Genomic DNA, 21937 nt, shown 5'->3' with positions numbered 1-21937 from the left:
TATATTTACCCGCAAATTTTAAACAACACACAACCCAAGAGGTTAACAATGGCTAAAATTCCTGCAGTTCTTATCTTCGGCGCACCGGGTTCCGGCAAGGGTACCGTCGGCGCGAAGCTCGCTGCTACCACTTCCCTCAAGCACATTTCCACGGGCGACATCTTCCGTGGCATTGCTCCTTCCAGCGAATCCGGCAAGCTCCTCGCTTCTTACTCCAGCAAGGGCCTGCTCGTTCCGGACGAAGCCACTGTCGAAATTTTCGGCCGCTTCATCGAAGGCCTCATCAACACGAACAAGGTGAACCCGGATAAGGACACCCTCCTCCTCGACGGCATTCCCCGCACGGTTGCCCAGGTCAAGCTCATCGAATCCGTTGTCGACGTGAAGCACATCTTCGTGCTCGACATCAAGGACGAAAAGACCATCGTGGCCCGCCTCCTGAACCGCGCCAAGATCGAAGGCCGCAAGGACGACGCCGACGAAGCTGTGATCAAGAACCGCCTCAAGGTGTACAAGGAATCCACCGCCAAGGTGCTCGGCAAGTACAGCAAGTCCATCATCAGCCGCATCAACGGCGACAACACCCCGGACGAAGTGTTCTGCGACACCCTCGCTGCCTACGTGAAGTTCTGCAAGGCTTCTGCCAAGAAGCCCGCTGCCAAGAAGTGCGGCTGCAAGAAGGCTTGCAAGAAAGCCAAGTAAGGCGAGCGTCCCGACGGCAAGCTTGCTTGGCGTTGCGAGTCCAGCCCGAAAGAATTGAAAAAAATTGCCACGGCTATGCCGGGGCATTTTTTTTGTAAGCCTTTATGACATGGGTTGAGTCATATATAAAAATATTTTTTAAAATTTAAATAAAAATTGTGTTTTTTATTTAAAAAATATAGATTTTGGGTCATTTGATATTGACATCATGTTTTTTTGAATATATATTTCAGGACATGAAACCGATTGTTGAGTATCAGGATTATCATCTCCTTATTAAGGATTTTTACAAAGAGCGCAAGCGCTGTTCTGCCTTTTCCTGGCGTGAATTCGCTCGAACCGCCGGTTTCTCGTCTTCCTCTTATTTGAGATTGGTAAGTGAATCTAAGAGCAATTTGAGTCGTGTAACAATTGAGCGCGTAGCATCCGCGATGGGGCTTGCCGGTTATGAAGTTACGTATTTTCGCGCTCTTGTCAATTTCAATAATGCGAAGACCGATGCATCCAAATTGTATTTTCTGAAAGAGATGCAGTCGATTGCCACGGAGCACAAGGTGCGTATAGTAGACAAGGATGCCATCGAATTCTATGACGGGTGGAAAAATTCGGTGATTCGCGAACTTGCTCCATTGATGCCCGGTGCGACTCCGGGAAAAATAGCCTCGGCTTGCTGCAACAAGATCTCTGCGGCAGATGTGTTGCAATCTCTTTCGTTCCTAATGCGGTGTGACTTTCTAAAGAGAACGGATGTTGGAAATTATGTCCAAACGAAAACGTCAGTTTCGGCATCCAGGGAAGGTCTCGCGCTTGCAGTGCGTTCTATGCAGCGGGAGATGCTTGGGCTTGCCGCAGAATCTATTGACCGCTTTTCTCCGGAAGAACGAAGTATATCGGGCGTTACGCTGGGCGTAAACAGGGAATGTTATGAACGCATTGCTCAGGAAATTGATTTATGTCGCCGGAAGGTTATTGCGATTGCTGCGGAGTGTGAAGAAATTGACCAAATCTACCGGTTGAATTTACAGTTTTTTCCGTTGACGTGGAACTTGAAAAGATTAAAGGAGACCAAAGATGAATAAACTTCTAGCTTGTATAGCGATTGTATGGACAATGTCCTTCTTTGCTTCGTGCTCTTCGGAGTCGGATAATGGCAGGATTTCGGGTTCCAGTGAAGAACCGAACATGTTCACCGCCGATGGTGATACGTCGGTCGGAGAGCCAACCCCGAGTGTCTTTTGTCGAAGATATGCTGCACAAGGCGCATTGCCTTCAGAGTACGAAGGTTGCTACTGGACTGGTGAAATGTGGAATCCTACTTCGGGATACCGCGTAAGGACCGGGTATGATAACGGGACAAATACGTCGGGTATATGGTACTGGTCAGTTGAACCGCATGACGACCGTGATGTTTATTTTAATTGGGGTGTTCCCGTCAATGAAGAATATGATTCACTTTCTCTTGCACCAGTCGTTGACCGGTGCAAGGGGAGCATGTGCGGTAATGTTATTTTTGAAGAATTCGAAGTTGACGCCGATTCGCTCGGCTTGCGTCCTTTTTACGTAGAATCGAGCCATGGCTACTTGGAATTTTCTTTTGCGGGAAAAAACGCTAATGGCGAATTCGAAAGTGTTGATGCGACTGACATGCAAGGCATTTGTATTGAGTACCTTGGCAGCCCGATGAGAATGGAACTTGATGCCGGGCAGCCTGAAGGGGAGCCCTTGTATGGGGTTCTTTTGACCAATGTTGATAATCAAGGCGCAGGCAATGGAAAAGGAGTATGTTACCCGTGGAATAAATTTTGGGCACGTTCGTCGTTCGACGAAAATTTAGTCCCTTCTATGTCGCTAGAGGATGTGCTAGCGCACCTGAAAGGTTTACGATTCTCGTTTGAGTCGAATTCGCGGAATTGGGACTCAAAGAACTTTAATATCGTTGCGTTGGGAAAAATATCCGGAAATGTCGCCGCGGCGCTGAATACGGTTGACGAAGACTGCAGGGCAGAATCGGTAAAGGAATACTATTGCGAATGTTCCTATACAGAAGAAAGAATCTCGCGTGAAGGACGTGTAAGTGCCGATCGCCTATTGTTCGAAAAGGCCAATTCTACGGAAGTGTATTCATCTGCGTCAAGAAAATGTTTTTCCAATGCGGCTGGCGCTCTTATGATGTTTATGAATCCCATTTCTTCATTGGAAGCGCCTTGTGATAATCCTGTTCCAAAGACGATTCTTTGCAGTGATGGCTCGGAAAAACTCTCTCGGGAATATGCCGAAACGCTTGAAACATTCGAGGCTAAGGTTGATTCTGTAAGCAATTACATAAGGGATTCCGTTTTTGCTCTTTGCGAAAATCTTCCAGATGTCCTTACAAATGGAGACACACTTCCGGATACCTGTGAAATAATGGAACGTATTGTGGATTTCGGAAGTATAACTCTTTTTTCCCTTCAAGACTCGAATTTTACAAACGGATCTGCTAAAGGTCGCAACGACTACAAGGACGTTATTGACTCGCTGTATGGTCTGGATACCTTGGACGAGATAACGAAAGGCTGCCTTAGGAATCAGTTGTCATATCAATCACGTCTTCAGAGTCGACGCTTTGCTATGCCGCCTACTCCCGTCATTATGACAAAATCCTATAGGTGCCAAAGTGGAACGCTGTATTATACGGAAGAATTTAAACAACTTTTGAAGGATAACGGGTTTGACGAGTATCCTGATTCTGCGGCCCTATATCAAAAAGGATATGAGTCTGGTGTACACATGGAAAAGAGTCAGTTAGAAATGTGTATAGACTATAAAAAAGGAGTGGACTTGGAGTGGGATGGTTCCATGACAAGGGTTATTACTCCTTTCGACAACGGAAGAGGTTCTGCGGGTCTCTGGTTCTTGCACACAGATTCTATTTATGGAGGACATTCCCGTTTTGCTTTGAACCGTGATGGAGACGAGTATAAGGTCGTGGACTGGGGCGCGCCAGATGCACTCGATAATTACCTCACTATGGAACGTCGTTTGTACGGGACAGCCTATTTTTCGGATGATACTCTCGAAAACGGATGGAAACCTTTTGTAGAACTCGGTTTTTGGCTGGCCGACGAGAACGAAAACGGTGAACATAAGGCCGTAGACCTTTCAGAGAGAGAGGGAATTTGTTTTGAACACGCAAGTTCAGATGCAATTTATATTGTCCTTGACATGGGTGATTCTCTTAAATCTGCACTTGATGATGATTTCTTCCAAGTTCATGCGATTCCGTCTTCTACGCTTATGAGTGATTGTTATTCATGGAATAAGTTTAAACAAGGTGGTTGGGGGGCCAAGATGGATCTTTCCGAAGCCTTAAAGCATGTCGTTGCAATAAAAATCTTATTTTACAAAGCGCACAAAGATGAAATATCTTATGATTTGCAGAGGGTATATTTCAAAAAGGAATAGCATTATTTTCTATCTTTGTGCCCATGAAAGTTTTTTTATACGATACAACCCTCCGCGACGGTAACCAAGACCGCAAGATAAGCCTTTCTCTCGCCGACAAGCTGCAGATTGCGCGAATTCTTGACCATTTCGGTTTTGACTACATCGAAGGGGGCTGGCCCAATCCGAGTAACCCGACCGACGAGGAATTCTTCCAGAAAATCAAGGAAGTCAAACTGAAGCACGCGAAGATCGCTGCTTTCGGTTCCACGCGCCGCCCGAAGGTGCTGCCCGAGAAGGACCCGCTGCTGCAGGCGCTCGTGAAGTCGGGCGCCCCGGTCAAGACGATTTTTGGAAAGAGCTGGGATTTGCACGTCACGGATGTCATCCGCACGACGCTCGAGGAGAACCTCGACATGATCGAGTCTTCCGTCGACTACCTCAAGGACCATTCCGAAGAGGTGATTTACGATGCGGAACATTTCTTTGACGGCTACAAGGCGAACCCGCAGTACGCTCTCGAGACGCTGAAGGCGGCTGAGCGCGGCCGCGCGGACTGTATTGTACTTTGTGATACCAACGGTGGCACCATGCCGTGGGAAATCGAGAAGATTATGAAGGACGTGCAGAAGGTCGTTTCGACGCCTATCGGCATTCACGTGCATAACGACGCGGGCCTGGGCGTGTGCAACAGCCTGTTTGCCGTGAAGAGCGGCGCTACGATGGTGCAGGGCGTGGTGAACGGTTACGGCGAGCGTTGCGGAAACGCGAACCTCACGACCATCGCTGCAGACTTGCATTTCAAGATGGGCGCGAAGTTCTTTGCCGCGAAAAAGATTGCAAGGCTGCGCCAGTTGAGCAGCAACGTGGACCAGATTGTGAACCTGCCGAGCGACGTGCACGCCCCGTATGTGGGCGATGCGGCGTTTGCGCACAAGGGCGGTGCCCACATTGACGGCGTGATGAAGGTGAGCCGCAGTTTCGAGCATATCGACCCGCATGCCGTGGGTAACGACCGCGTGTTCGTCACGAGCGACCAGGCGGGCGGTTCCCTTGTGGTGGAAAAGCTCAGGGCCATCAAGCCGGGCATCGACAAGAAGGACCCGGTGGTGGGCAAGCTGCTCACGCTCATCAAGGAACGCGAGAATGCGGGCTGGCATTTCGACAGCGCCGAGGCGAGTTTCAAGCTGCTCGTGTACCGCCACTTGGGCATGGTGCAGGAGCCGTTCAAGGTTCTGGGCTACCGCGTCATTGAAGACAAGACGACTCAGGGCGTGTCCGTTTCGCAGGCGACCGTCAAGCTCCAGATTGGCGACAAGATAAGCCATCAGGTGAGCGAGGGCGACGGCCCGGTGAACGCTCTCGACGCGGCTCTCCGCAAGGCTTTGCTCCCGTTCTTCCCGAACATGGCGAAGGTCAAGCTCGACGACTACAAGGTGCGCGTGCTCGGTTCCAAGGTGGCATCCGATGCGACGGTGCGCGTGTGGACGACGTTTGGCGACGAGAAGGGCTACTGGAACGTGGTCGGCGTCTCGAGCAATATCATCGAGGCGAGCTGGATGGCGTTCGTGGACGGCCTCACGTACAAGATTCTCGTGGACAACAAGGTCATCGAGAGCGCGTACAAGCATATCGACGTGAAGTCGGTTGCGGTTGCGGGGCAGGCAAGCGCCGCGAAGGAAGAGGAACCCGCTCCGGCGAAGGCCAAGAAGTTGAGTGCCCGCAAGGTGAGGAACCTCGCCGACATCACGAGACGTAAAAGATGAATGTATCGTCATTCCGGGCTTGACCCGGAATCTAGATAGCGGATCGAGTCCGCTATGACGTTATACCTTTAACAATGGAGTTATCAATCATGATTATTACGAAAGTCACTCCGAAATCTGCTGAAATTGAACGCATTTGCGGGCGCGAAGTCGCCCCGAGCAAGGAAATTCACGACAAGGTGATGCAGATCCTTGCCGACATCAAGAAGGGTGGCATCGCGAAGGCGACGGAATACGCCCAGAAGTTCGACGGCTTGAAGGGCAAGAACATCCGCGTGCCGGCTTCCGCCATCGCGAAGTCTGCCGCCAAGTGCCCGAAGGAACTGCAGAAGGCGCTGAAGCAGGCCATCAAGAACGTGCGCGACTTCCACAAGAACCAGATGGAAGAATCTTGGCCCATGCAGGGTGCCGACGGCGTTGTTCTCGGCCAGCGTATCCGCCCGATGAAGCGCGTGGGCCTCTACGTGCCGGGCGGTGCGGGCATCTACCCGAGCACCGTCATCATGAACGCGGTCCCGGCTCTCGTTGCCGGCGTGGAAGACATCGTGGTCGTGACTCCCATCAAGGGCGAAATCAACCGCGCTGTGGCTTTCGTGCTCCAGGAACTCGGCATTGATGAAGTCTACCACATCGGTGGCGCCCAGGCGATTGGCTTGCTGGCCTACGGCGCGAAGGATGCGAAGGGCAAGACCGTCGTGGAACGCGTCGACAAGATTGTGGGCCCGGGCAACGTGTTTGCGGCCATCGCCAAGAAGGAAGTCTTCGGCGTCGTGGATATTGACATGGTGGCTGGCCCCAGCGAAGTGCTCGTGATGGCAGACAATACTTGCGATCCGGACTTCGTTGCTGCAGACCTCTTGAGCCAAGCTGAACATGGTTCTGGCTTCGAAGCGGCCATCTGCATTACCGACAACATGGAAACCGCCCAGATGATTAGCGCCTGCGTGGATATCCAGGTCGAAAATTCCCCGAAGCGCGAACTCCTCGAGAAGGTGCTCGGCAACTTCGGGCGCATCCTCGTGGTGAAGGACTGGTTCGACGGCGTGGAAATCGCGAACCGCATCGCTCCGGAACATTTGGAAGTGATGACCAGCGAAGCCGAATCCATGGCGGCGCAGATCGAGAACGCGGGTGCGGTGTTTATCGGCCCGTGGTCCAGCGAGCCGGTGGGCGACTACTTCGCGGGCCCGAACCATGTGCTGCCTACCAACGGCACGGGCCGCTTCTTCAGCCCGCTCGGCGTGTACGACTTCCTGAAGCGCATGAGCATCATCCGCTACAGCGAGAAGGCCATCAAGAAGAACGCGAAGGCCATTGCCGCCGTCGCTACCGAAGAAGGCTTTATCCACCACGCCGCCGCGGTTCTCAAGCGTCTCTAAGGTCCTACTTTGCAAACAAATTAAAAGGCTCCCTCGGGAGCCTTTTTTATATGCGATAAACGCGTCTCTATCGTAAAGGATATTCTTTATAGTCCTGCACGCCGAATTCCTGCTTCAGGTAATCCCAGCGAACCAGGCGGTTCTTCCAGAAGTACTTGCGGTACAGGCGGCGCGCCACGCGGCTTGTTAGTTCGTACGGAATCGTGTGGTGGTCGTCGGCGACACTTTCCATCGAAATGCGGAAGTCGAGCTCGCCGTTTACCACGTCGACAGTTTCGCCGACCTGCACGTCGGGAATGTGGCTCACGTCGACCATCGTCGCATCCATGCAGACGCGTCCGAGAATCGGGCACAGCTGCCCGCGGATAAAGACAAATCCCTTGTTATACTCGCCGCGCAGGTAGCCGTCGCCGTAACCGATGGCGATGGTGGCGATGCGTGTGGGCTGCTGAGCCATCCAGTAACCGCCGTAGCTCACCGTCTCGCCGGGCTTCACGTCGTGGATGTGACGGATGGTGCTCTTGATTTTCATGACGGGCTTGATGGGCCACGGGGAGGGTGCCGCTCCCATGCAGTTGTAGCCGTAGAGCGCAAGGCCCGGGCGCACCATGTCGAAGTGGCTCTCGGGGCGAGTGAGCGTGCCTGCGGAACTGCTGCAGTGGCAGATTTCGGGGCGGAGTCCTTCGGCTTCCAGCACGTCCACGAGTCGCGTGAATCGCTGTATCTGGATATCCGTCTTCGGGTTCCCCGGCATGTCGGCCGTGGCGAGGTGCGTGAACATCCCCTCGAATTTCAGGCTCTTGAGGCTCAGTGCCGCGCGGATGTTGTTGAAGTCCTCGGCATCGAAACCGTAGCGGTTCATGCCCGTATCAATCGCGAGGTGTGCCTTGCAGGTCGTACCCGTTTCGCTCAGGAACTGGTCGAACGCCATGGCGGTACGGATGTCCGTGATGGCAGCAGTAAGCTGGAACTCCACGAAGTAGGCGAAGTCTGCTGGAGTGCAGGGGCCGAGCACCAGGATAGGCAAGTCCATACCGTACTGGCGGAGCAGCATGCCCTCGCTGATGTGGGCGACACCCAGGTAGTCCGCACCGCCGAACTTCGCGGCAAACGAGCAGGCGAGGCTCCCGTGCCCGTAGGAGTCGGCCTTCACGGGCAACAGAATCTTCGTGTTTGCCGGAATCTGGCTGCGGATGAATTGAATGTTGTTGCAGAGTGCGTCAAGATTGATTTCAATCCAGTTCGGGCGCGCGATACGGTTCAAGTCGGGTGGGGTCGGTAAAAGCTTCATAGTGTGTAAAATATAACAAACGGCCATGCCTGCGGCCCGCGACAGGCCTGGTTGTGCGCTCTAGAGCCGTTTAAAACTCTAGAACGTAAACAAAATATGCCTACAAGGTGGAATAAATCTGTTTGCAATAACTTTTTGTAAAGTTGCAGGACTTCGCCGTATCAGCAAAAACGCGCGCAGCCCTTGTACTTATTGGTACTGCCACTTTTTGTCGGAATTTACAATTCAAATGTTGAAAATTTGTTTACCCGTTCGGGTGAATCCGTTCCGATTTTTCTTTATAGTTTAAAATCAGAGAAGAACAATTTGTCTTGAATCTGAGTGAAGGAACGGATTCGGGAATGGTGTTTTGGATAAAGTAATTCCTTCGATGATTGTCGTCTAAATCCCCCGTACATCGTTAGTTTGTGCTAAAGGCCTGGTTATCAAGCCCTTTCCCCGGTATTGCATTTTTGCAAAATTGAAGCCTTGACCGCAAGGCTATAGGTTCACTTTTTGCCTTGAAAAATTACCCCCAGAAAATCACCCCCAAAATAAACCATAAACCATCAATTCCCTCGCAAGAGGGGGAGGATAAAATCATGAAACCGAAAAAACAGACCACGGAAGAATTCGTGGCTTCGCTCATGCCTGATTCCGACAAGCGGCTCGGACGCATCTCCGGCGTCTCGCTTCTTGTCGCGCTCGCTCTGAGTTTCTGGGCCACGACATACGAGGTTATTATCGACGATATGATGTTCGAGAAAACCTCCAGTTTGGAAATCGAAACAAAAATCGACATTGTCGATAAGAAAGAAGAAAAAAAGCAGGAAAAGAAACAGGATAAGAAACCGAAAGACATCGCAAAAAAGAACAACAGGCCCGGCGGTGGCAAGCCCAAGAATCAGGGGAAGCCGAACGCGCCCAAGACAAGGGGCGTCCTCAAGGAACTCGCGTCAATGACCAAGAACGCGTCAGCTTCGGCATACAACCTCATGAACGACCAGAAGTTCGCGAGAGACATAGATAAAATCCTCAAGAACACGAACGGCTTGCAGACTACGGGAAAGACGCATATTGGCGTGAGGGCCGGAAAGGTCGATGGAGCCTTTAACGAGGCTGTCGCTTCTGGGGGTGGCGGCGGAATCGATGGGGCGCTCGGAAACCTGTTCGGCGGTTCGGGTGGTGGAATCAATACGAAGTCCATGAAGGGAAATATGAAGACCCCTTCCGTGCGCGATATCGACATGGGTGCAGGGAACTCCTCGCGATCTGCCTCCGATATCATGAAGGTCGTGCGCACACGTACACCCGGGCTACGCCATATCTACAATAAGTACCTGAAGAAAAAACCGGGCTTGGAAGGCAAGGTGACGCTCAAGTTCACGATTGCCCCGGGCGGCGAGGTCATCAGCATCGCGGTTGTCTCGTCCACTACGGGCATCGGCGAATTCGATGGCGAAATCAAGAATGCTGTCGGTCGCTGGACATTCAGCAAAGTCAAGTCCGGAAACACCACGGTGACCATACCCTTCACGTTCACCGAATAAGACTCTAAAATCCTGTAAATGATACCATTCCGGTGGCTGGCGGCTGCCGGAATTCCTTTTATTTGATTGTAAACGCCATATTTTCTATATTCATTCCCGAAACAAATTGGAGAATTTAAAATGACTGATCCGCGCATTACAAAACTTGCCGAAAACCTGATTAACAATGCACTTGCCCTCAAGGCGGGCGAGAACATCCTTATCGAAACCACCGACACGCCCGACGAAGTCTCTACCGAGCTCATCAAGGCTGTCGAGAAGGTGGGCGGAAACGCCTTCGTGCGCAATTCCAAGAGCCGCGTGCGTCGCCAGATGCTTCTTTCCGCAAGCGAAGCCCAGATGAAGGTCGAGGCCGAACTTGCCCTTGCCGAAATGAAGAAGATGCAGGCCTACATCGCCATCCGTGGGGCCGACAACTTTATGGAAAATTGCGACGTGAGCGATGAGAAGATGCTCATGTACCGCAAGATGACTAAGGAAACGCTCGACTACCGCGTGAACAAGACGCGCTGGTGCGTACTCCGCTGGCCGAACGCCTCCATGGCGCAGGGCGCGAAGATGAGCACGGAAGCGTTTGAGGACTTCTACTTCCAGGCTTGCCTCGCGGACTACCCGCGCATGGGCCGCGCCGCGCAGAATCTCGTGAATCTCATGAACCGTACCGACAAGGTGCGCCTCGTGGCAAACGGCACCGACATCACGTTCAGCATCAAGGATATCCCCGCGATTCCGTGCTGCGGCAACATGAACATCCCGGACGGTGAAGTCTACACCGCACCGGTGCGTGGCAGCATCAACGGCGTAATCCACTACAATACGCCCACGCTCTACGAGGGCAAGCAGTTCAGCAACATCCGCCTGGAATTCAAGGACGGGAAGATTGTGGACGCCACCTGCGAAACGGGCGACAACGCGCAACTCAACGCCATCCTCGATACCGACGAGGGCGCGCGCTACGTGGGCGAGTTCGCCATCGGTTTCAACCCGTTCGTGAATGCGCCGATGTGCGACATCCTCTTCGACGAGAAGATTGCGGGCAGCATCCACTTTACGCCCGGCATGTGCTACGAGGAAGCCCCGAACGGCAACAATTCTGCTATCCACTGGGACCTGGTGCTCATCATGCGCCCGGAATACGGCGGCGGCGAAATCTGGTTCGACGACAAGCTCATTCGCAAGGACGGCCTGTTCGTGATTGACGAACTCAAGTGCCTGAACCCGGACCAACTCGGAAAGTGATATTTTAAGAAGGAGGAAATATGACAAATAAACTTTCTGTTTTTTGGGGGGCTTTGCTGGCAGTGCCATGCCTTGCCACTAACGGCAATATGGCGGGCGCGGGAACAGCAGAATCCCCATGGCAGGTCGCCGATTACGAGGACCTCAAGGCTGTGGGTTTAGGCGACTACGGCATGGACGGCCATTATGTTCTAGTTGCCGATATCGATGCTTCTGCTTCGCGAAACGAAAAGAGCGAGGTAGATTCTACCGCAGGCTTCCTGCCGATAGGGGCGGCATATTACGGGACGGAACAGTCTGAGTTTGGCGGTGTATTTGATGGTGCAGACCATACTATATCGCACCTGTATTCGGAAACAAAAGATGAACGTTCTACGGCCCTGTTTATGGGGATTGGTTCTTCGGGCGTCGTCAAGAACCTTAAAATGGCGGATTGCTTCATCTCGGTCCGTTTTGTCTGGGCGGCAGCGTCGGTTGCCGTAATGAATTCCGGGCTGATTGAAAATATTGAACTTGTGCGTGATACGGTCAGTGCTCCTGGCAATACTGGTGGGGTCGTGGGAGTTAATGAAGATGGAACTGTCGAAAATGTCGATTTCAGCGGAGTTGTTCGGGGGATTAACGATCGTGACTTTGTTGGCGGAATAGTCGGCTACAATGCCGGAGAGAAATCTGTTATTCGCAATGTGAAAGTGAATGCCGACATGAGGTCTTCTTATTACGGGAATAACCTCGGTCTCGTCGCCGGTGTCAATCAGGGCACAATCATTTCCGCTGAAGTTGATGGAGTCCTTGATCACGGAAACCGTTTTCTCGGTGGAGTGACTGGCAATAATTCCGGGATTATTGATTCGTGTGTCTCGCATGCTTCCATTTTTTCGATGAATGAAAAAACGGGCGGCCTGGTTGGCTTCAATAGCGGCGTTGTCAAAAACTCCAGTGTTGATGCTGACTCGGTATTTTCTGAATTTCGCGGGGCGGCTGGATTCGTCGGTGTGAACGATACTACAGGAGTCATTGAAAATTGTAATGCTCAAACCAATGTTCATTCTGACAGTAGTGGAGGTTTCGCGGTATACAATGCCGGCATCATCAGGGATTCCTATGTAGAAGGTTCTGTGTCGTCCGATTCTTTCCCGGGAAGATTTGTTTCTGGCTTTGTTGTGTACAATGTGGGAACGATCTCGAAGTCGTATTCGAAAGCCGATGTCGATGCATTTAATGGACTTGCCGGTTTTGTACTCTGGAATAGCGGAAAAATTGACAGCAGCTATGCGACAGGCCATGTGCTTAATGGGGAGCGTGCTTCGGGTGATACCTTCGGTGGCTTTGTCGGCCAAAACGACAGTACAGGAATCATCACGAATAGCTACGCTGCCGGCGAGGTGGTTGGCGGAATGAAGGCTGGTGGCTTTGTAGGTGTCAATAACGGAAAAATCCACAATTGCTATGCTACTGGCGATGTTCGCTCTTATTCCGTGTTCGGTGGCTTCGTTGGGGAAAATTGGGGTGAAATACTCTATGCCTATTCTACAGGAAATCTTGGAAACATAAAGGGCTATACCTCCTCGTTTACCGCAGGTGGTTTTGTCGGTGCTAATAACGGTTATATCAATAACGCCTATACCACCGGCAATGTCAATAGCGAGTTTACGCCGGGCGGATTTGTTTCGAGTAATTCTGGAACAATCAAGAACGCTTATGCTTCGGGGGACGTTTCTGGACGAATTGAATTTGGCGGTTTTGCTTCTGCAAACAGGCAATACCTTGAAAATGTATTCTTTGCAGGGAAGTTGATTGCGTCGTCTTCTGATTATGAAGCCCCGGGTTGCTTCGTTGTGAATAATTCGGGCACCGTAAAAGAAGCTCTCTACAATAAAGATGGTTGCGAGTTCGAGGCTGACTCTTCTGCAAAGGAAACCGCTTTTGCTGACATGAAGGCGTCTGCCCTTTACAAGGGCTGGAATGACTTCGAAAAATTCTGGCTGGTGGGCGATACGCTCTCCTTCCCGCACCTTGTGTTTACCACAGGAGTGCTTCCCGAAATTCCTGAAGTTGAGCCTCCTGTAAAGGTGGTGAAACCCGATATGGTTGTAGCGATGGGTGCGAACGGCTTGAAACTGTATGGGAACCGCCAGAACCTGCAGGCAATGGTAACGCTTTCCCGTTTGGGGGAGACCAACGTTAAGGTTTACAATTTGAAGGGACGCCTGTTAAAGACAATTACTCTTGGCATGATGGGCGAAGGCGTTCATCAGGTTGACTTGAGTGGCGCAGCAGAAACACGCGGTATGTCCCTGTTCATGCTGGAACAGGACGGCAGAATGCTGTCGAGGTCAGTGCTTCGCTAGTTTTTGCTGAAGAAGAATTCTATGTAAAAAAGCCGTCCTTTGCGGGACGGCTTCTTGATGCTTGTAATAGAAGATCCCCACCTTGGTGGCCATGCGCACTAAGCGCTAAAGTGCTAAGTGCTGTCCGCCCGCCTTCGCGGGGATGACATCTTTAATTACACGCCCTTAGCGAGAATCTCGCCAATCTGCACGGCGTTGAGAGCAGCGCCCTTGCGGATCTGGTCTCCGGTGAGCCACAGCGTGTTGCTGTTCTCGTCAGCGAGGTCCTTGCGGATACGGCCAACGAACACGTTGTCCTTGCCGGCGCTTTCGAGCGGCATGGGGTAGACGTAGTTCTGCGGATCGTCCTTGAGGGTCACGCCCGGGGCGTTCTTCAAAGCGTTGCGGATTTCTTCGACGGAAACCGGGCGCTCGGTCTCGAACCACACGGATTCGGAGTGAGAACGCAGCGAGCTCACGCGCACGCAGGTAGCGCTGGTACGCACGTCGGAGTGCATAATCTTGCGCGTTTCGTTGAACATCTTCATTTCTTCCTTCGTGTAGTCGTTTTCCGTCATCTTGTCGATCTGCGGAATCACGTTGTACGCGAGCTGGAACGGGAACTTGTTGATGTGCGTGGTGGTGCCCGTCTCGATGATGTCCTTGTACTGCTGCTTGAGCTCTTCCATGGCGATGGCACCTGCGCCGCTCGCGCTCTGGTAAGAAGAAATGTGAATCTTCTTGATGTGAGAAATCTTCTCGATCGGGTTCAAGACCACAACCATCATGATGGTCGTGCAGTTCGGGTTGGCGATAATTCCCTTGCCGCCATTTTCAGCCTTGTAGAGCTTGATGTCTTCGGGGTTCACTTCGGGCACGACCAGCGGGACCTTCGGGTCCATGCGGAAGAAGCTGGTGTTGTCCACCACCACGGCGCCGTTCTCGACGGCGATGGGGGCGAATTCCTGGGAAATCGCGGCACCGGCGGAGCTGAGCACCAGGTCGATACCCTTGAAGGAATCCTTGTTCAGGACTTCGCACTTGAGGGTTTCGCCCTTGAACTTGAATTCCTTGCCCGCGCTGCGCTCGGAGGCGAGGAGCTTGAGGCTCTGCAGCGGGAAGTTGCGTTCCTCGAGGATGGAGAGGATTTCTTGGCCCACGGCGCCGGTTGCGCCCATGATGGCAACGTTGCGAATCATAATTAACCTTTAGTTATCTTCTTGTTGAGGTTGGTTGTTTGATTTTAAGTTCTGTATGTCGATCCAGAAACGCTCCAGGGAAGCCCTGGCCTGCGCAATCTGGTTGCGGCATTGCCTGTACTGGTTCGCCTGCTCTTCTGCGTTTTCTTGCAGGGCGTAGGTGTACAGCGAATAGGCGGCAAGGCGGACGCTTTCGCTCGCCTGTATAATTTCGGAATGCGCCTCGCTCGATTCGTGCGGGTGGAAAAGCCCGAGAGTCTTCTTGTTGAGCGCGGTCGCGTTGTTGTTGATGGCGAGCGCCTGCTGGCTCTTCTTTTCGCGCTCGGATTCGCTCACGTTTGCAGGGAGCGTGCCGAAGTTCTCGATGCTCGCCATGATGGCGTTCATGCGGTCAATGACCTTCGTACATTCAGTGATGTACTTCTCGAGCCTGGAGAGCGAAGCCTCGGACATCTGCGTTTTTTGCGCCGGAGAGTTCGCTTGGGCGTTGGCTCCACCGTTCCTTGCGGCAGGTGCCTTCGGGGCCTCTTGCCACTTGCCGCCTTCACCGTTCTGGAACGATGCGATGTAGTCCTGGTACTTCGCGTTCTGCGCGGCGAGTTCTGCCGGCGTATATTCCGAAGTGACCAGGAGCGTCGGGCGTTCCCAGTAGGCGATGCCGACAAATGCGGCGAGCATGAATGCGGTAAAGAGCCCGTTCGCGAATTTCGCGGGCATATCTTCGCTGCGTACCGTGTAGAGCACGCCGAAGAGCATGAGGCTTGCGAATGCAAGGAGAAGCCCTCCATCGGCATTGTAGCTGATGAAGGAATTCTTCGAGAAATAGAACAGGCAGTCCATCACGACGATGAACAGCGAGAGGATTGCCCCTATAATCTTGTGCGTATTGCGTTCGGCAGCCGCTGACTGGAGTATGGTAATAAACGTCACTCCGAGCGGGAGCACGAACATCAATGCAATATTGGCTACGTCCTGGTTCATAGGACTGCGCTACTAGAACGGCAGGTCGTCGCCGTCGCCATCCATCGGGGCGTCGTACGCGGGAGCCGAGTTCTGGGCGGGGGAGTAGCTGTTCTGCTGGTTGTACGAGCTTGCGGGTGCGGCACCGGGAGCGCCACCCTGGCCACGGGGTCCGAGAAGCTGGAAGGTGTCCATGTTCACTTCGGTCACGTAGCGCTTCTGGCCGTTCTGGTCGGTCCAGCTGCGGTTGGTGAGGGTGCCTTCCACGTAGAGGCTCATGCCCTTGTGGATTCCGAGCTGCTCGACGATGTCGGCAATCTTGCCCCAGCCCACGATGTTGTGCCAGTCCGTCTGTTCCTTCTGTTCACCGTTGTTGTCGCGGTAGCGGCGGCTGGTGGCGAGCGAGAACGAGACGCGCTTGCGTCCGCCGTTCTGGCCCATACGAATTTCAGGGTCCTTACCGATATTGCCAATGAGCATCACTTTGTTCAGATATGCCATAATACTATCCTGTTTGTTTTTGTTTCTATCCCAAAAATAAAAAATTCATTTTGTCATTTTGTGCCATTTTTGAAATTTTTTTCGTTTCCGGGCCCTGCCATGTCCCTTTTATTTGTATTTTCTTGAAAACTAATGACCAATTACTAATGACCAACAACTAATGACTATGGTTTCACTCGCTCTTACACGTTTTGAAAAGGCTTTCCCCGCTAACCTCAAGGGCAAGCGCCTCGGCGCCGTCCTCCACCCGGCATCGGTACTCCCGGACCTGCACTACACCCTCGACCTCCTGAAGGAATACGACGGCAAGCTGTTCAAGCTTTCGGCGCTCTTTGGCCCGCAGCACGGCATCAAGGGCCACACACAAGACAACATGATCGAATGGGAGGGCTACACCGACCCCGAACTGGGCATACCCGTCTATAGCCTGTACGGCGAACACCGCGAACCCACGCACGAGATGCTCAGCCACGTGGACATGATGCTTGTGGACCTGCAGGACGTTGGCGCCCGATACTACACCTTCATCTGGACCTTGTTCCTTTGTATGAAAGCCTGCGAGAAGGCCGGAATCCCCGTGATTGTGGTGGACCGCCCGAACCCCATCAACTGCATTGACGAGGAAGGCCCGGTGCTGGACCTCAACTACACGAGTTTCGTGGGCCTGCACAGCATCCGCACGCGCCACGCGAAGACCATCGGCGAACTGGCGGTTCAGTTCAAGGAAGAGCGCTTCCCCAAGTGCGAACTCTACGTGCTCGGTATGGAAGGCTACGATAAGAAGATGTGGTACGACCAGACGGGTCTTCCGTGGATTTTGCCGAGCCCGAACATGCCGACCCTCGATACCGCCATCGTTTACCCCGGCATGTGCCTTTTCGAGGCGACCAACGTGAGCGAAGGCCGCGGCACTACCCGCCCCTTCGAGATTTTCGGTGCGCCGTTCATTGATGCAGTCAAGCTCTGCAAGTACATGAACGGATTGAAATTGCCCGGCGTGTATTTCCGCGAAAACTACTTCCAGCCCACGTTCCACAAGGGCGCGGGCCAGATTTGCGGGGGCGCGCAGATTCACGTGCTCGACCGCGACAAGTTCCGCAGTTTCGACATGGCGGTGAAGCTCTTGCAGTACATCTTCAACGAGTACCCGAAGGATTTCGCCTGGAAGCAGCCGCCCTACGAATACGAATTCAAGAAGTTGCCCATCGACATTTTGCTCGGCAACGGCACGTTTAGACGAGACTATATAGAGACAAGCATCTAATTGATGTGTAATGTGGAGTGTGTAATGTGAAATTATAATTACTCACTGCACATCTCACATTTCTCACCTCACACCGCGGCGTAGCCGCGAAAAGGAGACACAATGACAGAACAGAAAAACGGAAAATTTGAAATGCCCGCCCTCCCGTATGCAGCGGCGGACCTGGCCCCGGCCCTCAGCGCCGAAACCATCGAGTTCCACTACGGCAAGCACCTGCAGACCTACCTGAACAACTTGAACGCGGCGCTTCCGGGCAGCGCCTTCGAAGGCAAGTCCCTCGAAGACATCGTGAAGACCTCCGAAGGCGGCGTTTTCAACAACGCGGGCCAGTTCCTGAACCACTCCATGTATTTTATGCAGTTTGCCGCCCCGAAGGCCGGCAACGCCCCCTCGGGCAAGATTGCCGAAGCCATCGCACGCGATTTCGGTTCCTTCGAAAAGTTCCAGGAAGAATTCCAGGCGAAGGGCGCAGGCCTCTTCGGTTCCGGCTGGGTCTGGCTCTCCGCCGATACAAGCGGCAAGCTCGTGATTACGCAGGAAGGCAACGCCCAGAACCCGCTTACCAAGGGCCTCAAGCCGCTCCTCACGTTCGACGTGTGGGAACATGCCTACTACATCGACTACCGCAACCGCCGTCCGGATTACCTCAAGGCGCTCTGGAGCATCGTCAACTGGGACGAAGTCAACAAGCGCCTCGGGTAATAAATACACTTTTTATGATAGAAGGTCGCCTATTTGGGCGACCTTTGTTTATATTAATGGAGAGTGATTTTTTTGAGGCGCGAAAATTATGGACAACGAACTTTCACTTTTGATCGGAAAAGACGAAAAAATTCTCTATGCCGGCAAGCCCGACAAGAGGTGCTTCATTTTTGAATGCATTTTCAATCCGCTACTCCCGTTTGCGGTATTGTGGGGGCTTTTCGACATGTTCTTTATCGGGGCGGCTTTCTCTTCGGATAAGGCGGACGAAGCAGCCTTCTTTATCGTTCCCTTCATGGCTCTCCACCTGATGCCCGTATGGATTTACCTGGGCGGGGCGCTGCTCTCGTTCAGGCGGTATCGCAATACGGCCTATATCGTCACGGACAAGGCCATCTATGCTTCCGGCGGAATCTTCGCAAGAACATACAAGTCAAAGCCTTTCGCGGAACTTTCGCACGTAGATTTGCACCGCGGCATTTTTGACCAGTGGTTTGGCGTGGGCGATATCATCACGACCTCGGCCCAGGCGAACCCGGCGACGCTGAACGGGCGAGGAAGGTCGACTAATGCGGGCATTTCCATCGACAGCATCGCCAATTACGCCGAAGTGTACAAGCTCGTGAAAAAACTGCAAGAAGACATCTACACCGACGTGATGTACCCCAACGACCTGCGCCCTGCCGAGAACCGCGGGTATAAAACCAGGTATCGCGGGTAACCGTCTGGCACTACGCGGTTTTCGCTATAAAACTTTCTTCATCCGAGTGCATTCGAAGACGCCGGATTGGTGAGTTATTTCGCCGGCACTCTTGTAACCGAGTTTTTTGTAAAAGCCGACCGCCTCGATGCGGCTGTCGATGACGATCTGCTTGTAGCCGCATTCGTCAATCCATTTTTCGGCTTCGCGCACGGCCATGGCGCCGAGCTTCTGTCCGCGATATTCCGGCAGAACGACCACGCGGCCGATGGTTGCCGTGTCTGCGTCAATTTCATAGAAACGGCAGGTGGCAACCGGATATTCGTCATCCAGCAAGACAATGTACTTGGTGCCGTCGCCGTCGTGCTCGTCGAACTCCTCGCGGAGCGAAATGTGGTGCTGCCGGTTCATGCCCTGGATGCGCACGGAGTACGCGCCCGCACGTTGCCATTCTTCTGTTGCCCGGAGAACTTTGATATCCATAGTGGATTAAGGTAGAATTGTTATCGGCGTGCCGTCTTTTACTGCTTCGTAGACTTCTTCGATTTCGTCGTTGGTGACCGCGATGCAGCCTGCGGTCCAGTCCTTCCACTTGTGCCAATATTTGAATAAAAACGCCGGAACCTTGTTCGGGTAGCCGTGAATCATGATGTCTCCGCCAGGCTCGTAGTTGCCTTCTTTCGCGGCCTTGATTTGCTCCTCGTTCGGGTACGAAATTCTCAGCGATAGATGAAAAATGCTTTTGGGGTTGTGACGTTCGATGGTGTAATTGCCCTCGGGTGTCTTGTTGTCGCCGGACTTGATCTTCGCTCCCACGGGATTCTTGCCCAAAGAAATTCTGTACGTCTTGACGATGTTCTCGCCGCTTCGCAAGTGCATCTGGCGTTTCGCCTTTTCTACGAGGATGTTGTCGATAGGTGAGGTGAGCATGGGTTTGTGAATCCTATCCGCCCTAAAACCCCAAAAATTTACATAATTTATCAATGAGGTTACTTTTAGGTGCGTTTTTGTGTATATTTGGTATGTAATGAAACCTAAAGAGGCGTTTTATGTCGCAGACTACATTCAGCATCAGGATGGAATCCGACCTTAAAAAGGAATTTGACGAATTGTGCGAAGAATTCGGCATGTCCATGACGACGGCTATCAATGTCTTCGCTCGTGCGGTTGTGCGTGAACGTCGAATTCCGTTTGAGGTTTCTTCCGCAACTGTTCCGCAGTTTGTGGCAGAACGTCGAACTTTTTATGATGCTTCTAGACGGACAATGGCCGGCAGGATGCTGAATACCATGCAGCAACTTTCCGCTGATGCGGCTCGTGCGGGCGCTTCGGAAATGTCTTTGGACGAAATCAATGCTGAAATCGATGCGGCAAGGAATGGTCGATGAAGCATTATGCTGTAATCGATACAAATGTTCTTGTGTCTGCTTTTCTGAAATGGGATTCTGTTCCGGGTCTCGTTATGCAGGCTGTATTTGATGGGCGGATTGTTCCTGTTTTGAATGAAGAAATTCTTGAGGAATATAGGGTTGTTCTCAACAGACCTAAATTCGGATTTTCGCCTGTAAGAATCGCTGAAACTTTGTTGCAAATCAATCGCCTTTGCGTGATGGAATCTGACTTGGTTGAAATTCGCGAATCGATGCCGGACCCCAAGGACATTGTTTTTTATGCAGTCGCGTTAGCACACGGCAAAACAGTCGAAACGCATCTTGTGACGGGAAATGTTAAGCATTTCCCTGAGACACCTGTTGTTGTCACGCCCCGGCAGATGCTTGATTTGTTAGGGTAGGGCTTCGCCCTAAAAGCCAGCTTCTAAGGCTTGATGGTTATCGGCGTGCCGTCCTTGACGGCGGCGTAGATTTCTTCGATTTCGTCGTTCGTGACGGCGATGCAGCCGGCTGTCCAGTCTTTCCACTTGTGCCAGAATTTAAAGAGGAATGCCGGAACTTTGTTTGGATAGCCGTGAATCATGATGTCGCCGCCGGTTTCGTAATTGCCTTCTTTTGCGGCCTTGATTTGCTCCGCGTTCGGGTACGAAATCCGGAGCGATAAATGAAAGACGCTTTTGTGATTGTGAAGTTCGATGGTGTAGTTACCCTCGGGCGTCTTGTTGTCGCCGGACTTGACCTTCGCTCCCACGGGATTCTTGCCAAGCGAAATCCTGTACGTCTTGACGACGTTCTCGCCTTTGCGCAAGTGCATCTGGCGTTTCGCCTTTTCTACGAGGATGTTGTCAATGGGTGAAGAGAGCATGGGTTTCTGAATCCTATCTGCTCTAGAACTTGGAGTAATTCCGACCGACCTCTTTTTTTGTAGATGCCGTTATCGAATTAATGAAATGATATTGGCTAATGAGTTAATGTCGCCAATTTAGGATTTCTTCTGAAGTATATCTTTTGGTGGATTCCTGTGCCTGCAGTTCGGCCTCGTGCAATTTGGCGTAGATTTCATTTTCAATTTGAAAATGGGCGAACGCTTCCATGCTCATAAGAACCATGTCGCCATAGCCGTCTTTAGTCAAGAACACAGGCTGTCCAGATTCGTGGACGGTCTTGGAAATGTCTTCGAGACAATCTTGCAGGTCTGAAACGGGTCTTATGGCATTCATATAAACCTCACCGGTATAAGCATAATATATGAAATTTTGCGAGAAAGGGTAGGGGGAAGCCTCCCCCTCGCTACGGCTCCGCCTTAAAACCCAACATTCTTGCCCAAAGAAATTCTGTACGTCTTGACAACGTTCTCTCCGTTGCACAACTGCATTTGGCGTTTCGCTTTTTCTACGAGAATGTTGTCGATGGGTGAGGTGAGCATGAGTTGAAATGTAGTTTTTTAGGTACATTTCCTGCATCCCGAAGATGTAAATTTCTTTCTGTAAAATCAAAAGAGCCTGAAATTTTGCGCTTTTGGGCCCTATAAACAAAAAGTGGAGTTTCCACATCCTATTTT

General features: G+C 52.1%; 21 protein-coding genes. 13 read left to right on the top strand and 8 right to left on the bottom strand.

All coding sequences use genetic code 11. The annotated features are described in order from the left end of the window. Positions 1–48: 48 nt before the first annotated feature. The 5 genes from BUB22_RS11820 (at position 49) to hisD (ending at position 7270) form a co-directional block, all read left to right on the top strand. Entirely contained in the window at positions 49–702 is a 654-nt protein-coding gene (locus BUB22_RS11820; RefSeq protein ID WP_083535519.1) for an adenylate kinase family protein, read from the top strand. 236 nt (positions 703–938) lie between these two features. After that, positions 939–1781 carry a TIGR02147 family protein gene (locus BUB22_RS11815; RefSeq protein WP_073115333.1) on the top strand — a complete coding sequence of 281 codons (843 nt, stop codon included), beginning with the start codon at positions 939–941 and terminating at the stop codon, positions 1779–1781. Then, on the top strand, positions 1774–4146 hold the full coding sequence (locus BUB22_RS11810; protein WP_139258981.1) for a hypothetical protein: 2373 nt from the start codon (positions 1774–1776) through the stop codon (positions 4144–4146). The genes BUB22_RS11815 and BUB22_RS11810 overlap by 8 nt, the downstream gene beginning before the upstream one ends. A gap of 23 nt (positions 4147–4169) precedes the next feature. Beyond that, positions 4170–5891, top strand: coding sequence for a citramalate synthase (cimA, locus tag BUB22_RS11805; RefSeq protein WP_083535518.1), 1722 nt, complete (start codon positions 4170–4172; stop codon positions 5889–5891). An 89-nt stretch (positions 5892–5980) separates the two neighbouring features. Then, positions 5981–7270: a histidinol dehydrogenase gene (gene hisD / locus BUB22_RS11800; protein WP_073115294.1), complete on the top strand. Its 1290-nt coding sequence runs from the start codon at positions 5981–5983 to the stop codon at positions 7268–7270. 67 nt (positions 7271–7337) lie between these two features. Here the strand turns inward: hisD and alr are convergent, their stop codons facing one another. Next, the gene (alr, locus tag BUB22_RS11795) at positions 7338–8561 is read right to left on the bottom strand and encodes an alanine racemase (RefSeq protein ID WP_072810702.1); all 1224 of its coding nucleotides are present in this window, start codon (positions 8559–8561) and stop codon (positions 7338–7340) included. Between the two features lie 581 nt (positions 8562–9142). Between alr and BUB22_RS11790 the strand changes: the two genes are divergently transcribed. The 3 genes from BUB22_RS11790 to BUB22_RS11780 all read left to right on the top strand — a co-directional run bounded on the left by BUB22_RS11790 (position 9143) and on the right by BUB22_RS11780 (position 13680). Beyond that, the gene (locus BUB22_RS11790; RefSeq protein WP_073115293.1) at positions 9143–10090 is read left to right on the top strand and encodes an AgmX/PglI C-terminal domain-containing protein; all 948 of its coding nucleotides are present in this window, start codon (positions 9143–9145) and stop codon (positions 10088–10090) included. A gap of 120 nt (positions 10091–10210) precedes the next feature. After that, a complete protein-coding gene (locus BUB22_RS11785; RefSeq protein WP_073115292.1) occupies positions 10211–11329 on the top strand; it encodes an aminopeptidase in 1119 nt (372 codons plus the stop codon). 20 nt (positions 11330–11349) lie between these two features. Continuing rightward, positions 11350–13680: a GLUG motif-containing protein gene (locus tag BUB22_RS11780; RefSeq protein ID WP_073115291.1), complete on the top strand. Its 2331-nt coding sequence runs from the start codon at positions 11350–11352 to the stop codon at positions 13678–13680. A 155-nt stretch (positions 13681–13835) separates the two neighbouring features. On the opposite strand, the gene BUB22_RS11775 is transcribed toward BUB22_RS11780, so the two are convergent. The 3 genes from BUB22_RS11775 to BUB22_RS11765 are packed head-to-tail and all read right to left on the bottom strand — an operon-like array spanning position 13836 to position 16319. Continuing rightward, positions 13836–14858 (bottom strand): aspartate-semialdehyde dehydrogenase, encoded by a 1023-nt coding sequence (locus tag BUB22_RS11775; protein ID WP_073115290.1) that lies wholly within the window; start codon positions 14856–14858, stop codon positions 13836–13838. Positions 14859–14867: 9 nt separating this feature from the next. Beyond that, positions 14868–15839, bottom strand: coding sequence for an NADH dehydrogenase subunit 6 (locus BUB22_RS11770; RefSeq protein ID WP_072810688.1), 972 nt, complete (start codon positions 15837–15839; stop codon positions 14868–14870). Between the two features lie 12 nt (positions 15840–15851). Beyond that, positions 15852–16319 (bottom strand): single-stranded DNA-binding protein, encoded by a 468-nt coding sequence (locus BUB22_RS11765; RefSeq protein WP_072810685.1) that lies wholly within the window; start codon positions 16317–16319, stop codon positions 15852–15854. 166 nt (positions 16320–16485) lie between these two features. Between BUB22_RS11765 and BUB22_RS11760 the strand changes: the two genes are divergently transcribed. From BUB22_RS11760 to BUB22_RS11750, 3 genes are all read left to right on the top strand, one after another. After that, complete coding sequence (locus BUB22_RS11760; protein ID WP_073115289.1) at positions 16486–17583, top strand: exo-beta-N-acetylmuramidase NamZ family protein; 1098 nt, start codon at positions 16486–16488, stop codon at positions 17581–17583. Between the two features lie 102 nt (positions 17584–17685). Beyond that, entirely contained in the window at positions 17686–18285 is a 600-nt protein-coding gene (locus tag BUB22_RS11755; protein ID WP_073115288.1) for a superoxide dismutase, read from the top strand. Between the two features lie 109 nt (positions 18286–18394). Then, positions 18395–19006 carry a PH domain-containing protein gene (locus BUB22_RS11750; protein WP_254794742.1) on the top strand — a complete coding sequence of 204 codons (612 nt, stop codon included), beginning with the start codon at positions 18395–18397 and terminating at the stop codon, positions 19004–19006. A gap of 24 nt (positions 19007–19030) precedes the next feature. Here BUB22_RS11750 and BUB22_RS11745 read toward each other — a convergent pair whose 3' ends face one another. Further along, a complete protein-coding gene (locus BUB22_RS11745) occupies positions 19031–19468 on the bottom strand; it encodes a GNAT family N-acetyltransferase (RefSeq protein WP_073115286.1) in 438 nt (145 codons plus the stop codon). Positions 19469–19474: 6 nt separating this feature from the next. Continuing rightward, on the bottom strand, positions 19475–19915 hold the full coding sequence (locus BUB22_RS11740; RefSeq protein WP_139258980.1) for a L,D-transpeptidase family protein: 441 nt from the start codon (positions 19913–19915) through the stop codon (positions 19475–19477). Between the two features lie 119 nt (positions 19916–20034). Here BUB22_RS11740 and BUB22_RS11735 point away from each other — a divergent pair, with 119 nt between their 5' ends. Together BUB22_RS11735 and BUB22_RS11730 are read left to right on the top strand one after the other, a co-directional pair. Then, on the top strand, positions 20035–20373 hold the full coding sequence (locus BUB22_RS11735) for a type II toxin-antitoxin system RelB/DinJ family antitoxin (protein WP_073115284.1): 339 nt from the start codon (positions 20035–20037) through the stop codon (positions 20371–20373). Further along, positions 20370–20777, top strand: coding sequence for a putative toxin-antitoxin system toxin component, PIN family (locus BUB22_RS11730; protein WP_073115283.1), 408 nt, complete (start codon positions 20370–20372; stop codon positions 20775–20777). The genes BUB22_RS11735 and BUB22_RS11730 overlap by 4 nt, the downstream gene beginning before the upstream one ends. 23 nt (positions 20778–20800) lie before the next feature. Here BUB22_RS11730 and BUB22_RS11725 read toward each other — a convergent pair whose 3' ends face one another. Both BUB22_RS11725 and BUB22_RS17370 read right to left on the bottom strand, forming a co-directional pair. Next, a complete protein-coding gene (locus BUB22_RS11725; RefSeq protein WP_083535517.1) occupies positions 20801–21241 on the bottom strand; it encodes a L,D-transpeptidase family protein in 441 nt (146 codons plus the stop codon). A 103-nt stretch (positions 21242–21344) separates the two neighbouring features. After that, complete coding sequence (locus BUB22_RS17370) at positions 21345–21596, bottom strand: prevent-host-death protein (RefSeq protein ID WP_073115330.1); 252 nt, start codon at positions 21594–21596, stop codon at positions 21345–21347. Positions 21597–21937 lie beyond the last annotated feature (341 nt).

The sequence above is a fragment of the Fibrobacter sp. UWCM genome, assembly GCF_900129735.1.
In the GTDB taxonomy this organism is placed as follows: Bacteria; Fibrobacterota; Fibrobacteria; order Fibrobacterales; family Fibrobacteraceae; genus Fibrobacter.
Note: the sequence above shows the minus strand (reverse complement) of the source record. Positions and strands in the feature narration are given on the sequence as shown.

What these genes read in the sequence shown, in the direction of transcription:
- BUB22_RS11820 (WP_083535519.1), top strand. Translation starts at nt 49, where the DNA reads ATGGCTAAAATTCCTGCAGTTCTTATCTTCGGCGCACCGGGTTCCGGC.
- BUB22_RS11815 (WP_073115333.1), top strand. Translation starts at nt 939, where the DNA reads ATGAAACCGATTGTTGAGTATCAGGATTATCATCTCCTTATTAAGGAT.
- BUB22_RS11810 (WP_139258981.1), top strand. Translation starts at nt 1,774, where the DNA reads ATGAATAAACTTCTAGCTTGTATAGCGATTGTATGGACAATGTCCTTC.
- cimA (WP_083535518.1), top strand. Translation starts at nt 4,170, where the DNA reads ATGAAAGTTTTTTTATACGATACAACCCTCCGCGACGGTAACCAAGAC.
- hisD (WP_073115294.1), top strand. Translation starts at nt 5,981, where the DNA reads ATGATTATTACGAAAGTCACTCCGAAATCTGCTGAAATTGAACGCATT.
- alr (WP_072810702.1), bottom strand. Translation starts at nt 8,561, where the DNA reads ATGAAGCTTTTACCGACCCCACCCGACTTGAACCGTATCGCGCGCCCG.
- BUB22_RS11790 (WP_073115293.1), top strand. Translation starts at nt 9,143, where the DNA reads ATGAAACCGAAAAAACAGACCACGGAAGAATTCGTGGCTTCGCTCATG.
- BUB22_RS11785 (WP_073115292.1), top strand. Translation starts at nt 10,211, where the DNA reads ATGACTGATCCGCGCATTACAAAACTTGCCGAAAACCTGATTAACAAT.
- BUB22_RS11780 (WP_073115291.1), top strand. Translation starts at nt 11,350, where the DNA reads ATGACAAATAAACTTTCTGTTTTTTGGGGGGCTTTGCTGGCAGTGCCA.
- BUB22_RS11775 (WP_073115290.1), bottom strand. Translation starts at nt 14,858, where the DNA reads ATGATTCGCAACGTTGCCATCATGGGCGCAACCGGCGCCGTGGGCCAA.
- BUB22_RS11770 (WP_072810688.1), bottom strand. Translation starts at nt 15,839, where the DNA reads ATGAACCAGGACGTAGCCAATATTGCATTGATGTTCGTGCTCCCGCTC.
- BUB22_RS11765 (WP_072810685.1), bottom strand. Translation starts at nt 16,319, where the DNA reads ATGGCATATCTGAACAAAGTGATGCTCATTGGCAATATCGGTAAGGAC.
- BUB22_RS11760 (WP_073115289.1), top strand. Translation starts at nt 16,486, where the DNA reads ATGGTTTCACTCGCTCTTACACGTTTTGAAAAGGCTTTCCCCGCTAAC.
- BUB22_RS11755 (WP_073115288.1), top strand. Translation starts at nt 17,686, where the DNA reads ATGACAGAACAGAAAAACGGAAAATTTGAAATGCCCGCCCTCCCGTAT.
- BUB22_RS11745 (WP_073115286.1), bottom strand. Translation starts at nt 19,468, where the DNA reads ATGGATATCAAAGTTCTCCGGGCAACAGAAGAATGGCAACGTGCGGGC.
- BUB22_RS11740 (WP_139258980.1), bottom strand. Translation starts at nt 19,915, where the DNA reads ATGCTCACCTCACCTATCGACAACATCCTCGTAGAAAAGGCGAAACGC.
- BUB22_RS11735 (WP_073115284.1), top strand. Translation starts at nt 20,035, where the DNA reads ATGTCGCAGACTACATTCAGCATCAGGATGGAATCCGACCTTAAAAAG.
- BUB22_RS11730 (WP_073115283.1), top strand. Translation starts at nt 20,370, where the DNA reads ATGAAGCATTATGCTGTAATCGATACAAATGTTCTTGTGTCTGCTTTT.
- BUB22_RS11725 (WP_083535517.1), bottom strand. Translation starts at nt 21,241, where the DNA reads ATGCTCTCTTCACCCATTGACAACATCCTCGTAGAAAAGGCGAAACGC.
- BUB22_RS17370 (WP_073115330.1), bottom strand. Translation starts at nt 21,596, where the DNA reads ATGAATGCCATAAGACCCGTTTCAGACCTGCAAGATTGTCTCGAAGAC.